Origin of the sequence: Rhodococcus sp. 7Tela_A2 (genome assembly GCF_049311045.1) — a bacterium.
GTDB lineage: Bacteria > Actinomycetota > Actinomycetes > Mycobacteriales > Mycobacteriaceae > Rhodococcus.
In genome coordinates, this window is the sequence record NZ_JAXION010000041.1 from 1 (window position 1) to 13,405 (window position 13,405).

The 13,405-nt window shown below is 67.1% G+C and carries 13 protein-coding genes; 4 read left to right on the top strand and 9 right to left on the bottom strand.

Features of this window, described 5'->3' with window-relative positions; genetic code table 11:
* Positions 1–39 precede the first annotated feature (39 nt).
* From TVH25_RS09995 to TVH25_RS10005, 3 genes are all read right to left on the bottom strand, one after another.
* Complete coding sequence (locus TVH25_RS09995; RefSeq protein ID WP_169618997.1) at positions 40–1,338, bottom strand: S1 family peptidase; 1,299 nt, start codon at positions 1,336–1,338, stop codon at positions 40–42.
* A gap of 160 nt (positions 1,339–1,498) precedes the next feature.
* The gene (locus TVH25_RS10000) at positions 1,499–2,824 is read right to left on the bottom strand and encodes a S1 family peptidase (protein ID WP_422424005.1); all 1,326 of its coding nucleotides are present in this window, start codon (positions 2,822–2,824) and stop codon (positions 1,499–1,501) included.
* A gap of 137 nt (positions 2,825–2,961) precedes the next feature.
* Positions 2,962–4,518: a hypothetical protein gene (locus TVH25_RS10005; protein WP_422424006.1), complete on the bottom strand. Its 1,557-nt coding sequence runs from the start codon at positions 4,516–4,518 to the stop codon at positions 2,962–2,964.
* Between the two features lie 443 nt (positions 4,519–4,961).
* Here TVH25_RS10005 and dnaK point away from each other — a divergent pair, with 443 nt between their 5' ends.
* From dnaK to TVH25_RS10025, 4 genes are read left to right on the top strand one after another with little or no spacing between them, the layout of a single operon-like run.
* Positions 4,962–6,806, top strand: coding sequence for a molecular chaperone DnaK (gene dnaK / locus TVH25_RS10010; protein WP_169619001.1), 1,845 nt, complete (start codon positions 4,962–4,964; stop codon positions 6,804–6,806).
* A complete protein-coding gene (gene grpE / locus TVH25_RS10015) occupies positions 6,803–7,474 on the top strand; it encodes a nucleotide exchange factor GrpE (protein ID WP_378528400.1) in 672 nt (223 codons plus the stop codon). Before dnaK ends, grpE begins: the two co-directional genes overlap by 4 nt.
* Positions 7,475–7,505: 31 nt before the next feature.
* A complete protein-coding gene (gene dnaJ / locus TVH25_RS10020) occupies positions 7,506–8,678 on the top strand; it encodes a molecular chaperone DnaJ (RefSeq protein ID WP_422424008.1) in 1,173 nt (390 codons plus the stop codon).
* Positions 8,678–9,085: a heat shock protein transcriptional repressor HspR gene (locus TVH25_RS10025; RefSeq protein WP_169619006.1), complete on the top strand. Its 408-nt coding sequence runs from the start codon at positions 8,678–8,680 to the stop codon at positions 9,083–9,085. The genes dnaJ and TVH25_RS10025 overlap by 1 nt, the downstream gene beginning before the upstream one ends.
* A gap of 111 nt (positions 9,086–9,196) precedes the next feature.
* On the opposite strand, the gene TVH25_RS10030 is transcribed toward TVH25_RS10025, so the two are convergent.
* The 6 genes from TVH25_RS10030 to TVH25_RS10055 form a co-directional block, all read right to left on the bottom strand.
* The gene (locus TVH25_RS10030) at positions 9,197–9,655 is read right to left on the bottom strand and encodes a hypothetical protein (RefSeq protein WP_378528402.1); all 459 of its coding nucleotides are present in this window, start codon (positions 9,653–9,655) and stop codon (positions 9,197–9,199) included.
* A 101-nt stretch (positions 9,656–9,756) separates the two neighbouring features.
* The gene (locus TVH25_RS10035; protein WP_378528403.1) at positions 9,757–10,746 is read right to left on the bottom strand and encodes an LLM class flavin-dependent oxidoreductase; all 990 of its coding nucleotides are present in this window, start codon (positions 10,744–10,746) and stop codon (positions 9,757–9,759) included.
* A 91-nt stretch (positions 10,747–10,837) separates the two neighbouring features.
* A complete protein-coding gene (locus tag TVH25_RS10040) occupies positions 10,838–11,332 on the bottom strand; it encodes a flavin reductase family protein (protein WP_422424009.1) in 495 nt (164 codons plus the stop codon).
* 150 nt (positions 11,333–11,482) lie between these two features.
* Positions 11,483–12,673, bottom strand: a complete 1,191-nt coding sequence (locus TVH25_RS10045) for an NADH:flavin oxidoreductase (RefSeq protein ID WP_422424010.1) — start codon at positions 12,671–12,673, stop codon at positions 11,483–11,485.
* Positions 12,660–12,932: a hypothetical protein gene (locus tag TVH25_RS10050; protein ID WP_422424011.1), complete on the bottom strand. Its 273-nt coding sequence runs from the start codon at positions 12,930–12,932 to the stop codon at positions 12,660–12,662. The genes TVH25_RS10045 and TVH25_RS10050 overlap by 14 nt, the downstream gene beginning before the upstream one ends.
* Before the next feature lie 16 nt (positions 12,933–12,948).
* Positions 12,949–13,338, bottom strand: coding sequence for a nuclear transport factor 2 family protein (locus TVH25_RS10055; protein ID WP_422424012.1), 390 nt, complete (start codon positions 13,336–13,338; stop codon positions 12,949–12,951).
* Between the last annotated feature and the right edge of the window lie 67 nt (positions 13,339–13,405).

The window sequence follows — 13,405 nt, forward strand, 5'->3', positions numbered from 1 at the left end:
TTCCGAACGGAAGGAGGGCCTCTTGTCGAGATCGAGTGTTTACCAGGTGCGGACCTTCAGGCCCGGGTTCTCGGCCAGAACTGCGTTGATCGGTGTCGCGAACAACTCGGGGGTCTCGCCCAGGAGGCTGCTGACGAATCCGGCCACCTCGCACAGGCCGTACTGGCCCACGTTCGAGGCGCTGGAGATGCCGAGTGCCAGGGTGCCCGTGACGAGCGTTCCGCCGCTGTCACCCTGCAGTGCGCACAGGTTCGTGGAGAAACCGTTGCTGAGCACGCGCTCGCCGATCGCGACGTTCTGCTGCGCCGACGTCACGACACCGCAGCTGTAGCCGGTCCGCAGGCCCGACTTGCACACGGGCGTTCCGACGATCGGATCGGCGGTGCCGGTGATCGGCAGGGGTGCGGCGTTGGGAACACGCACGCCGTTGTTCTCGAACCTTCCTGCGGCATCGGCTGCCGGCCGGATGATGCCGTAGTCGTTGTTGTCGAGGCTGGTCTTCTCGAACGTTCCGAGACGCTGGCCGAGCGTGTCGCCCAGAAGCTGGTACACCTCGGACGCCCATCGCGTTCCGGCCTGTGAACGGTTCGGATCGCAATGACCGGCCGTGATGTTGACGGGGCTGCCCGAACCGTCCTCGGCGTTGAACCCGAGGGAGCAGCGAAGGCCTGCGCCGGCACCGAGCGCCGCGTAGGCGTCTCCGCCGAGCAGGGCGTCGGGCGCCGCGATGCCCGCGGTGAACTCGAACTCCGGAGTGGACTCCGGCGTCAACTCGGTCGGCGCGAAGAGAACACGAACGCCGTCGAGGAACGGCGGCAGTTCGAGTCCGGCGACGTTCTCGGCGCGCACCACGAGGTCGTTGTTCACCACGTCGATCGCAATGCCGCGAATGACGTCGGCGATCGCGGGCGGCTGAGTGTCGAGCCAGTCGTTGAGCTCGTTCAACCGGGCTTCGAGGGCGTTCTCGCTGTTCTCCGTCTTCTCGACGACGAAACCGGAGTCCTCGGCGGCCGTGCGGGCCTCGTCGAACTGCTCACCGTCGGCGAGGCCGACGATGGGCGTGCCCTGCTCGTCGAGCCAGACACCGGCGAACACGCTCTCGAACTGCTCGCGCGCCTTGTCGGCGAAGCGGGCCAGTTCCTGGCTGCGCTCTGCGTCGTTGAGGAAACGGTCGGGACTGATCTGGAGGTCTCGCTGCAACGCTTCCACCAGTTCGGCCGGCAGTGCGGTCGTCGGGGCCGGCGCAGGCTCGGCCTGAGCGACGGTGGCTGCGGTGCCGAGGAGCAACACGGCGGCTGAGCCGATGACGGCTGCCTGACGTGCGAAGGAGCGGCGCATGAAAACCTTTCTCGTTGTCCCTCCGCGGCTCGAGCGCGCAAAGGTAGCTGACCCGTGAGGACCGGCATTGGTCGATCCTAAGGGGTAACAGGTGTGACTCACAGCGGGTTGTGAGTGACCGGTGTGTCGGGTGTTGCTCCTGTGAACAGCCCCGGTGAGGCTACGCAGCGTTGATCGTGCGCACCGTGCTGCCGGTGGCGTTCTCGATGTCGCGGATGGAAATACCCAGGCTGGAGGTGCCTCCGTTGGGCGCGAGGACGAGGTTCGCTTCGACGCAGTTCGGTGCGCCCGCGCTGTTGGAGCCGCTGATCACGCCCAGAGCGAGCGTGCCCGTGACGATGGATCCGCCGCTGTCGCCGGACAAGGTGCAGGCCGTCGTGGCGAAGCCCCGGATGGTGCTGGAGAACCCGGAGTTGTACACGAGCTGGGTCTCGACACGCTCGGCGGCGACGACACCGCAGGTGAACGAGGAGGACTGCCCCGACTTGCAGACGGGCGCGCCGACGACCGGAACTGCGGTGCCGGTGATGGTCAGCGTGGAGCCGTTGCCACCGCGCACGACCGGGCGGTTCAGACCCGCGGCGACGCCGGCTTCGTCGAGGGAGATGACCCCGTAGTCGAGCGTGCTGTCCGTGCCCACCGTGGACTGGGTGAACGTGCCGATCTTGGTGCTGGCGTCGATGTCTTCCCGGTTGGGCAGGTAGACCGTGGAGCCACCCTGCTCACGGGCGACGGCGTCGCAGTGGCCGGCGGTGAGGTTGACCGGGTCGCCGTTCGCGTCGACACCGCTGAATCCGAACGAGCAGATACCGATCCGCTCGAGCGGCGTGGTCCGCACGTCGCCGTCGGCGGTGAGGTAGGTGTCGCCTCCGAGCGGAGCCGGATCGTTGGGGGGAAGGCCGGGGCTCAGCTGTACCTGCACGTTCGCGATGAGCGACGGGAGATTCAGGGCGCGTCCGACCGGCGAGTTCACGATGTCGACCACGAGCTGGTTGTTGAGGACGTCGATGGACGTCGAATTCACCTGGGACGACACCTCGCGCGGAAGTGCCGAGACCCACCGGTTCAGCTCCGCGAGGGCCTGCTCGAGGCCGTCGGCGGACAGAGGGGCGACCGTGGCACGGTAGCCGTCCTTCTGTGCCTTCTCTGCTGCATCCCGATTCGTCACCGCGACGACGGGCTGTCCGTCTTCGCCGAGCCACGCACCCGCGTAGTCGTCCGGGCTCTCGGCCCGGAACGAACGGGCGTAGTCGCCCAGTGCCTGCGCGCGGGCGGCGCGATCGAGGTATTCCTCCGGTGAGATGCCCAGATCCCGGGTGATCGCATCCACCAGTTCGGTGGGCAGATCGGGAACCGGGAGCTGCTCTGCCGGGCTCGCGTGGGCGGCGGTGGTCAGCGGTCCCACCAGCAACACGGCCGACGCCGCTGCGACGGCGACACGGCGGGCGGTGGAACGAGCGGCGCGCGACGCCGGCAAGAGACGCATGAGGGCCCTTCTACATGGTGGATCAGCGGTCTGAACTGCAATTATGTACACGAGCGCGGTACTTGCGGTACCGACCCGCGGGACAGCCTACGGCACAAACGTCAGTGCAAAAAATGTGCCCTAGATCACGTGCGGAATCAGCCGCCGGAAGAGCCGCTTTCCTCCGTGGTAGGAGGGCCGGGGTCCGTCCCCGGTTCGGGCGTTTCGGTCTCGGTGGGCGTGGTCTCGGTGGGCTGCGTCGAGGGCTCGACAATCGGGGGTGTCTCACCCGAGTCGTTGCCGCCTCCGCCTCCGCTCGACGGCGGATTACGGCGCGACCATCCCGTGCTCGTCGTCGTGTTGCTCGACGGCCCCGCGCTCGACGACCCGGTATTCGACGACGAGGTCGCTGCGTCGCCGGTGGTGCTCGGATCGGTCCAGGCCGGTGCGCCGCCTGCCGGCGCGACCGCGGGAGCGACCGCCGCGGAGGTGTCGGACTCCGTGGACGACTCTGCCGTGGTTGTCGTCGGGGTACCGCCAGGCGGTTTCGTGGGGGACGGTGTCCGCGTGGTGTCGCCGAACGGCGCGACCGTCGTCTCCATTGGTGATGTATTGGCGGTCGCCGTCGAGGAGTCGCGCATCGTGAACACCCACGCGCCCACACCGACGAGCAGAGCGATCGCCGCTGCCGCAGCGCCGACGGTGAACAGTGAGGACCGGCGCTTGGTCTCGGACTCGTCTGCCGGTTCCGGCGCCGGCGAGCTGGCCCTGACCGTTCCGGTCGTCTCGGGAGGAGGCGGAGTGGCCGTGATCTTGGCGATGACGGTGGTGGTCTCGGTGTCGAGTTCGCTGCGCTTGGGCCCGGTGAGACGCGCGACGGGAAGAATCTGGGTGGAGCCCAGCAGATCCACCGACCCCGCGGCGGCAGCGAGCGCCGCGCCGCGCACCATCGTCTGGTGAGGCTCGGGTGCGAGTGCGCTCCGCACTCCCAGGCCGGTCTTGAAGGACTGGGCAACCAGCTGGGCCGCGGTGGGATCGATGGCTTCGTCGACGGTGACGACGATGGCGTCGAGATTGCTGACGAGCCATCCGAACGCCCCGAGGGCGGCGGACAGCTGCGCTGTCACGGACGGCGCGTCCTCTTCGGCAAAGCGGAACGACTTACCTGCCGCGACACCGGAGCGGACCAGGGTGACCGTCGAGCCCAGCGGATCGATGTGGTGGACGGCGATGAGCCGGCCGGTCTGGTGGGCGACCTGCGACTCGTACCACGCGGCGGCTGCCTCGGCGTCCGAGATGAGCGACACGTACCGCAATCCCACGTAGTCGAGTGCGTTGCGCAGGACGGCGACGGTCGACGGCGGCCACTCGGTGGGATGGGTCGCGACCGCGGTGTAGGGCTGGTCGCCGATGAGGCGGGCCGCGTCGGCGAGGAGGCATTCCATGGCCGTTGCCACGAGGTCTTCGGCGCGGGAGAGGGAGCCGTCGTTGGCGCGGACGCCGCCGGATCGGCCGATGCTGCTGACGAACTCGGTGAACGAACTGGTGGTTCCGTCGAAGAAGTCGTGGTCGCCGAGCGTCGCGGTGCCATCGGAGTGCAGGTGTACTGCTGTGCGCCGTTCGATGGGTGACGGGTCGGGTCGTCCGGGCGACGACGAGGTGACCGCAACCGACGACACGGAGTTGCCCACCCTCAGGCCTACGCCTACGGACATGCCGGAATTCCCCCAAATCTGGTCGGAGCTTGTGCAACGGGGACCGGCCGCGCCGGATCCGGGCGACGTGATGCTGCACAGTCTCCGCGGAAATGTACAGGCGTATGCGGACATAACGATAGGTGAATCTCGAAACCACCAGGTGGACCCGTCGGGCCGTCGCTTCAGGAGAGTATTCGGGCCCCGGCGGACGGAGCGCGGCGCCGACTTGGACTCCGTCGGACGAATGTGAAGACCATCACATCCGGGAACGATCCGGCCAGATCTTCGGTTGCATGTATCAGACAACTTGAGCTACCAAGGCTCAACTCCACTTGACTGAAGCGTCCGAAAGGGTGCAGTCTCGATTTGGCGAAGCCAAGTTGAGTCGAACAGGCTCAGGTTGGGGAACTGAACGTTCCGCGGTGCGACTCGCGTCGCGGTGAAACATTTTGGAGGAAATCATGGCTCGTGCGGTCGGTATCGACCTCGGAACCACCAACTCGGTCGTTTCCGTTCTGGAGGGCGGCGAGCCCGTTGTGGTCGCCAACTCCGAAGGTTCACGCACCACCCCGTCCGTCGTCGCTTTCGCGAAGAACGGCGAGGTTCTGGTGGGTCAGCCTGCCAAGAACCAGGCGGTCACCAACGTCGACCGCACCATCCGTTCCGTCAAGCGGCACATCGGGTCCGACTGGAACGTCGACATCGACGGCAAGAAGTACACCCCCCAGGAGATCAGCGCCCGCACGCTGATGAAGCTCAAGCGAGACGCTGAGGCATACCTGGGCGAGGACATCACCGACGCCGTGATCACCGTTCCGGCCTACTTCAACGACGCGCAGCGTCAGGCGACGAAGGAAGCCGGCACCATCGCCGGCCTCAACGTCCTGCGCATCGTCAACGAGCCCACCGCTGCTGCCCTCGCATACGGCCTCGACAAGGGCAGCAAGGAACAGACCATCCTGGTCTTCGACCTCGGTGGCGGCACGTTCGACGTCTCGCTCCTCGAAATCGGTGACGGTGTCGTCGAGGTCCGCGCGACCTCCGGTGACAACCACCTCGGTGGCGACGACTGGGACGAACGCATCGTCAACTGGCTCGTCGACAAGTTCAAGGCACAGCACGGCGTCGACCTGACCAAGGACAAGATGGCCCTGCAGCGTCTGCGTGAGGCTGCGGAGAAGGCGAAGATCGAGCTGTCGAGTTCGCAGTCGACGTCGATCAACCTGCCCTACATCACGGTCGACGCGGACAAGAACCCGCTGTTCCTCGACGAGCAGCTCTCCCGCTCCGAGTTCCAGAAGATCACCGGCGACCTCCTCGAGCGCACCCGCGCTCCGTTCCAGCAGGTCGTCAAGGACGCAGGGATCTCGGTCGGCGACATCGACCACGTGGTCCTCGTCGGTGGCTCGACCCGTATGCCCGCCGTCACCGATCTCGTGCGCGAACTCACCGGTGGTCAGGAGCCCAACAAGGGCGTCAACCCCGACGAGGTCGTCGCCGTGGGTGCGGCACTGCAGGCCGGCGTCCTCAAGGGCGAGGTCAAGGACGTGCTGCTGCTCGACGTCACCCCGCTGTCCCTCGGTATCGAGACCAAGGGTGGCGTGATGACCAAGCTCATCGAGCGCAACACCACGATTCCGACGAAGCGTTCGGAGACCTTCACCACGGCCGACGACAACCAGCCGTCCGTGCAGATCCAGGTGTTCCAGGGTGAGCGTGAGATCGCGGCGCACAACAAGCTGCTCGGCTCGTTCGAGCTCGGCGGTATCGCCCCGGCTCCGCGCGGCGTCCCGCAGATCGAGGTCACCTTCGACATCGACGCCAACGGCATCGTGCACGTCACCGCCCGCGACAAGGGCACCGGCAAGGAGAACACGATCAAGATCCAGGAAGGCTCCGGCCTGTCCCAGGAGGAGATCGACCGGATGGTGAAGGACGCCGAGGCGCACGCCGAGGAAGACCGCGCCCGTCGCGAAGAAGCCGAGGTCCGCAACCAGGCCGAGTCGCTCGTGCACCAGACCGAGAAGTTCATCAAGGACAACGAGGACAAGGTGCCGGCCGACGTCAAGGAGAAGGTCGAGGCAGCCGTCAAGGATGCCAAGGACGCTCTGGCCGGTAGCGACATCGCCGCGGTGAAGTCCGCCGTCGAGAAGCTCGCGACCGAGTCGCAGGCTCTCGGCCAGGCCATCTACGAGTCGCAGGGCGGAGCCGACGGCGCAGCTGCCGGCGACGGTGCTGCGGCAGGCGCAGACGATGTCGTCGACGCCGAGGTCGTCGACGAGCCGACCGATTCGGAGAAGAAGTGACGTCGGGTAAGCCCGAGCAGGAACCGGTGACCGTCACCGACAAGCGTCGCATCGATCCCGAGACCTTCGAGGTACGGGACGCGGCCGAGTCGAGTGAGGGCACCGGTGCCCCTGCCGAGGGCACCGTAGAAAACGAGGGCACCGTGAACGAGGGCGTCGTCGAGAACGGGGACGGCGAGGAGGTCCGCGTCGAGGAGATCGTCTCCACCGAAGCGGAACTCGCGGAACGTACCGCGGATCTGCAGCGCGTCTCCGCGGAGTACACCAACTACCGTCGCCGGGCCGAACGCGAGAAGGCCGCCATCGGCGAGTCCGCGAAGGCCTCGGTGGTGGCGCAGTTCCTCGACGTCGTCGACGATCTGGATCGGGCCCGTGCCCACGGCGACCTCGAATCCGGACCGCTGAAGGCGGTGAGCGACAAGCTCACCCGCATTCTGACCGGACTCGGCCTCGTCGGCTTCGGCGACGAGGGCGACGTGTTCGATCCGGAACTGCACGAAGCGGTCCAGATGGAAGGCGACGGCAGCAACCCGGTGCTGGGCACGATCCTGCGCAAGGGTTACCGCGTCGGCGACCGGATTCTGCGGCATGCGATGGTGACTGTCACCGACGGCGATCCGGCGGACACGCCGGAGCAATCGCCGTCCGACAGCGCCGGCACAGAGTAAGAACAACAAGAGCGAGAGGAGGAGACGCCCGGTGAGCCAGCGGGAGTGGATCGAAAAGGACTTCTACAAGGACCTGGGCGTCTCGTCCGACGCTTCGCAAGAAGACATCAAGAAGGCCTACCGCAAGTTGGCTCGGGATCTGCATCCCGATGCCAACCCCGGCGATGCCGCGGCCGAGGAGCGGTTCAAGTCGGTCAGCGAGGCGAACGCCGTGCTGTCCGACCCGGCCAAGCGCAAGGAATACGACGAGACCCGCCGGATGTTCGCGTCCGGAGGTTATGGCGGCGGCTTCCAGCCCAGCGGAGGCGGATTCTCCGGGGGCAGCACCACATTCGACCTCGGTGACCTCTTCGGGGGCGGCGGGGCCGGCGACGGTGGATTGGGCGACCTCTTCGGAGGGCTCTTCAACCGCGGTGCGACACCCGGGGGCGGTGCGAACCGCTCGCGGCCACGCCGCGGCGGCGACATCGAGACCGAGACGACCCTCGACTTCCGTGACGCCGTGCAAGGCGTCACCGTTCCGTTGCGTCTGACCAGTCCCGCGCCGTGCACCACCTGCCACGGCAGCGGCGCCGAGCCGGGCACCAGCCCGCGGGTGTGCCCGCAGTGCAACGGAAGCGGGATCGTCTCCCGCAACCAGGGCGCCTTCGGATTCTCCGAGCCGTGCGACGAATGCCGCGGTTCGGGCTCGATCATCGACAGCCCGTGCCGTGACTGCCGCGGCAGCGGCGTCCAGGAGCGCACCCGCACCATCACCGTGCGCGTACCTCCGGGCATCAAGGACGGTTCCCGCATCCGCCTCGCCGGGCAAGGCGAGGCCGGCCTGCGGGGTGCGCCGTCGGGCGACCTCTTCGTCGTCGTGCACGTCCGGCCCGACCGCGTGTTCGGCCGGGACGGCGACAACCTGACACTCGTATTGCCGGTCAGCTACGGAGAACTCGTGCTCGGCAGCACCGTGTCGGTTCCCACGCTCGACGGCCGGGTCGGTCTCAAGATCCCGGCGGGCACGGCCGACGGCCGGGTTCTGCGGGTGCGTGGCCGCGGCGTCCCCAAGCGCGGGGGCGGTGCGGGAGATCTGCTCGTGACCGTCAAGGTCGCCATCCCGCAGAAGCTCGACGAACAGGCGACGGAAGCGCTGCGCGATTATCTTCGTGCCGAAGAGGCCGGCGGATTCGACCCGCGTGAAGGATGGGCAGGTGCGTGATGAGCGATACGGGAACTCCCCGGAATCTCCCGCCGGATCCCGATGCGCGTGTCTATGTCATCTCGGTCGCCGCAGAACTCGCCGGGATGCACGCCCAGACACTGCGTAACTACGACCGGCTGGGACTGGTTACCCCGCACCGCACCAGCGGTGGCGGACGGCGTTATTCGCCGCGCGACGTCGAACTGCTCCGTGAGGTGCAGCGGCTTTCCCAGGACGAAGGTGTCAACCTCGCCGGGATCAAACGGATCATCGAGTTGACCAACCACGTCGAGGCACTGCAGCAGCGGGTCGCGGAACTGTCCACCGAGGTCGCGCAGTTGCGCTCCGCACGGCGTGATCTGGTGCCCGTGCCGCGCACCAACGCGCTGGTCGTGTGGAAGCCGAGGCACGCGCGCGAATCCTGACGCACAACAGCACAAACCCCCACGTCCGACAGGGCGCGGGGGTTTCGCTTTTCAGTTTCGCTTTTCAGGGGCGTGCGACGCCCGGTAGCAGCGGTGTCGGGAACCGCGGTGTCAGGAACTGCCCCGACCGATCGTGTACGTGACGTTCATGAACGGAAAGCCGGCATCGACCTGCGCGGCAGCGGTGTACGCATGCCTGTTGGCGCCGTCGATCCGCGTGCCGTCGGCATTGGCGATCCCCGTGCCGTGGTTACTGGCCATGAGCACGGCGGTGGCCTCGCCCGGCATCGTGTAGGTGACCTGCATGCCGAATCCGCGTCGATCGGCACTTCCCGCGGTCACGACTTCCGTTGTGTGCGCCGGGACGACGCTCGCCGGTTCGTTCACCCACTGCCCGTAGGGAATGGTCGCCGCGCCGAGCACCATGGGCGCGTCGGTGTCGTTGGTGACCGTCAGCGTGATGGTCGGCGCGTCTGCGGGAAGGGTCTCGCTGCTCGCCGCTGCGGGAGCAGTGAGGGTGGCCGCCGCAGTCAGGGCGACGGCGGCACATACGCGGGTGCGGTACTTCATGGTGCTCCTGCGGTCGACGAGTCGAGGCCGCCGGTTCGGGACGGCCGGCAAAGTGTACCCACGAGTACGGAGCAAGGGTAAGAGACGTCCGGGACCTGCTGTCAGGCCGGGACGAGATCGCTGACCTGGGCGACGAGTTCCAGCGACCGCAACCACGCGTCGCGTCCGGGAGCCGACGACACGACGATCAGTTCGTCGGCCTGCGCGCGCTCGGTAAAGCGGTCGAGGTAGTCGCGCACCTCGGCCGGGGTGCCCACCGCGGTGTTCTTCAGCATCGTGAGGACCTGGTAGCCGGCGGGGGAGTCGAGGAGCAGATCGATCTCCTCCTCGGTGAACGTGCGCCCACGCCCGACCATCTGCACGACGCGTGAACGCTTGGTGGCTTCGAACATCGCTGCCGCTTCGTCGGCGGTATCCGCGGCAATGACACCTACACCGGCGATGACGTACGGCTCCGGGTGCTGCTCGGACGGCTGGTACTCGCGGCGGTACAGCGTGACTGCCTCCTCGAGAGCCTGCGGCGCGAAATGCGACGCGAACGCGTAGGGAAGACCCAGCAGGGCAGCAAGTTTCGCGCCGAAGAGCGATGAGCCCAGAATGTACAGCGGCACATCGGTGCCCTTACCCGGAACCGCGTCGACACCCGGGATGCGCGAGGCACCCTTCAGATACCCCTGGAGTTCGAGGACGTCCTGGGGGAAGCTGTCGGCCGACGACGGGTCGCGTCGCAACGCCCGCATCGTCTTCTGGTCGCTGCCCGGTGCCCGGCCCAGCCCCAGATCGATGCGACCGGGATGCAGCGTCGCGAGCGTGCCGAACTGCTCGGCGATCGTCAGCGGCGAATGGTTCGGGAGCATGATGCCGCCGGCGCCGAGCCGGATCGACGACGTGTGCGCCGCGACGTGCGCGATCAGCACGCTCGTCGCAGACGACGCGATGGTCGGCATGTTGTGGTGCTCGGCGTACCAGATCCGGTGGTACCCCCACCGTTCGGCGAGCTGTGCCATCTTCACGCTGGCGTCGAAACTGTCGCGAGCGGTTTCACCCTCGCCGATATGGGCCAAATCGAGGATGGAGAGAGGAACAGTCACCGAGAATCCTTCGTCCGGGGCCCGCCACCGGCAGCTGGGCACACCCTGGGTGCAACCCGGGGTAGCCGCCCGCTATTCCGGGAGGCGGCCGTCACAGCCGGTCGAAGTGCCCATAGGTGCCGCGGTAGAACAGCAACGGGCCGTTGGACGGCAGCGCTGTCAGGCCGGTGACGCGTGCCACCACGATCGTATGGTCGCCGGCGTCGTGCTCCGTTTCCACGGTCGCCTCCACGCGGGCGAGCGCGCCGTCGAGGGCAGGGGCACCGTTGTCGCCGGGCACCCAGTCGACGCCGCGGAACTTGTTGCCACCGCTGACGGCGAACGCCGCGCACAACGTGCGCTGGCTCTCCGCGAGGACGTTGATGGCGAGAGTGCCGATCTCGCGGATGCGCGGCCACGTCGTGGACGTGCGAGCGGGGCAGAAGGAGACCAGCGGCGGGTCCAGCGACACCGAGGTGAACGACTGGCACGCGAAGCCGAGCGGCGCGTCGCCGTCGAGCGCGGTGATGACCGTGACTCCCGTGCAGAAGTTGCCCATCACGTCGCGCATCGTGCGCGGATCCAGCACCGCATGTTCTGCCGTCATCGAAGGGCTCCTCTCACCGTCCGTATTCCCTCCAGTGTCCGTCATGCTCGTGGGGGCTTCACGCCTGGTATCCCGCAGAGCGGGAAGGAAGCGGTGGTTGTCTGCCCCGGCGCCGGTCAACGCAACCCCGCGACGCCTACGCGAGCGCGTTCAGGGCCGGGCACCCGGGGTCACCAGGACGCAACGCGTGCCCGTGAAGATCGTGGGCATGCACTTGTTGCAGTGGATGCACAACGATCGGTGGCTCGGTTCGTCGGCAATCCGGTTGATCAGGTCCGGCTCTCGCAGGAGTGCGCGCGCCATGGCGACGAATTCGAAGCCTTCGGCCATCGCGGTGTCCATGCCTGCGCGGTCCGTCACACCACCCAGGAGAACCAGTGGCATCTTCACGGCCGCGCGGATCTGACGCGCGTCCTCGAGCATGTAGAGATCTCGATAAGGATATGACTTGAGAAAGTGCTTGCCTACGAGCTTCATTCCGGTGCGGACCGGCTCGCGCATCTCCGCGGCGAACTCGCGCAGGGGAACGTCGCCCTTGAACAGGTACATCGAGTTCAGGAGCGAGCTACCCACGGTCAGTTCGATGGCATCGAGTGAGCCGTCCTCTTCCAGCCACTGAGCCACCTGAACGGCTTCGTCGAGCCAGAATCCGCCCGGTACGCCGTCGTCCATGTTCAGCTTTGCGAGGATGGCGATCTTGCCCCCGACTGCTTCCCGCACTGTGCGCGCCGTTTCGCGTACCAGGCGCGCGCGGTTGGCGAGGGACCCGCCGTACTCGTCTGTGCGCTTGTTGATCTTCGGGCTGAGGAACGAGCTGGCGAAGTAGTTGTGGCCGAAGTGGAGTTCTACGGCGTCGAACCCACTTTCTACGGCATAGCGGGCTGCGTCACCGTGCGCCCGCCGAATGCGGTCGATATCGGCGAGGGTGGCGGCACGAACCATGCGCATGCCCAGCGGGTTGAACTGGCGGGTCGGTCCGAGTGCGGGCAGTCCGGTGCTGGCTTCGTTGGCGACGGGCCCGGCATGGCCGATCTGCGCGGAGGCCGCAGCGCCTTCTGCGTGGACGGCGTCGGTGAGGCGGCGCAAGCCCGGCACAGCGTCCTGCCGCATCCAGATCTGGTTCGCTTCCGTCCGACCCTCGGGCTGCACAGCGCAGTACGCGACCGTGGTCATTCCGACGCCACCTGCGGCGGGCCGGCGGTGGTATTCGATGAGATCGTCCGACACGAGCGCTCCGGGAGTCGCGGCTTCGAACGTGGCGGCTTTGATGATGCGGTTACGCAGGGTGATCGGGCCCAGCTTCGCGGGCGCGAGCACGTCGGGGATGTCACGATCCGTCACGGAAGGTCTCCTGGTCGAAGGCGGTGGACTGGCTGCGGTGGCTCATGGGCAATTCGCCGCTGCGGGCGACGGCGTCGATCGTGTCGCGTAATTCGGGGCAGGAGGGAACCCATGAGGGCGAGTGGCCAGTTCCGGCATCGGCGAGGAGGCGCGGACATGTCTGCGTGGCATCGGTGAGCCATTGAATGCTGGTGTGGGCCTCGCTGTACTTCTCTGCGAGTGCGCGGTTGCCGCAGGTGCGACAGGTTACGGGCTGCACTTGTCGGTCCGTTCCGTCAGCGCTCGAGCATGTCGCTCGGTGCCCAGAAGGCGCGCATGCTCGTAATGCTGCCCGCTGCGTCGAACGTCATGACGTCGATGGGCTCGATCTCGTAGGTCTGTCCGGCGACTTTCGTGGTGACCCGGAAGTGGAAAGCGGCGCTTGTGCCGCTGATCCGGAGAGTGTGCAGTTCCGTTGTGTTCTCGGTGCTTTCCACAGCTTTGTAGAACTCGGTGATTGCGGCGCGGCCGACACGGGGTTCGCTGCCGACGGGGTCCTCCAGTGCGGCGTCTTCGGTGTACAGCGCAGCGATGTCGGTGGCGGAACCGGAAGCCACTGCCCGGAGATAAGCGGTCACTGTGGCCCGAATTCGTTCCGGCAGGCCGGCTACGTCGGATGTTGTCACGGGTACTCCTGTATGCGTGGCGGGAGGGAGATCGATCGGCCGAGGCTATCGGTGTCGTTTCGCGAAC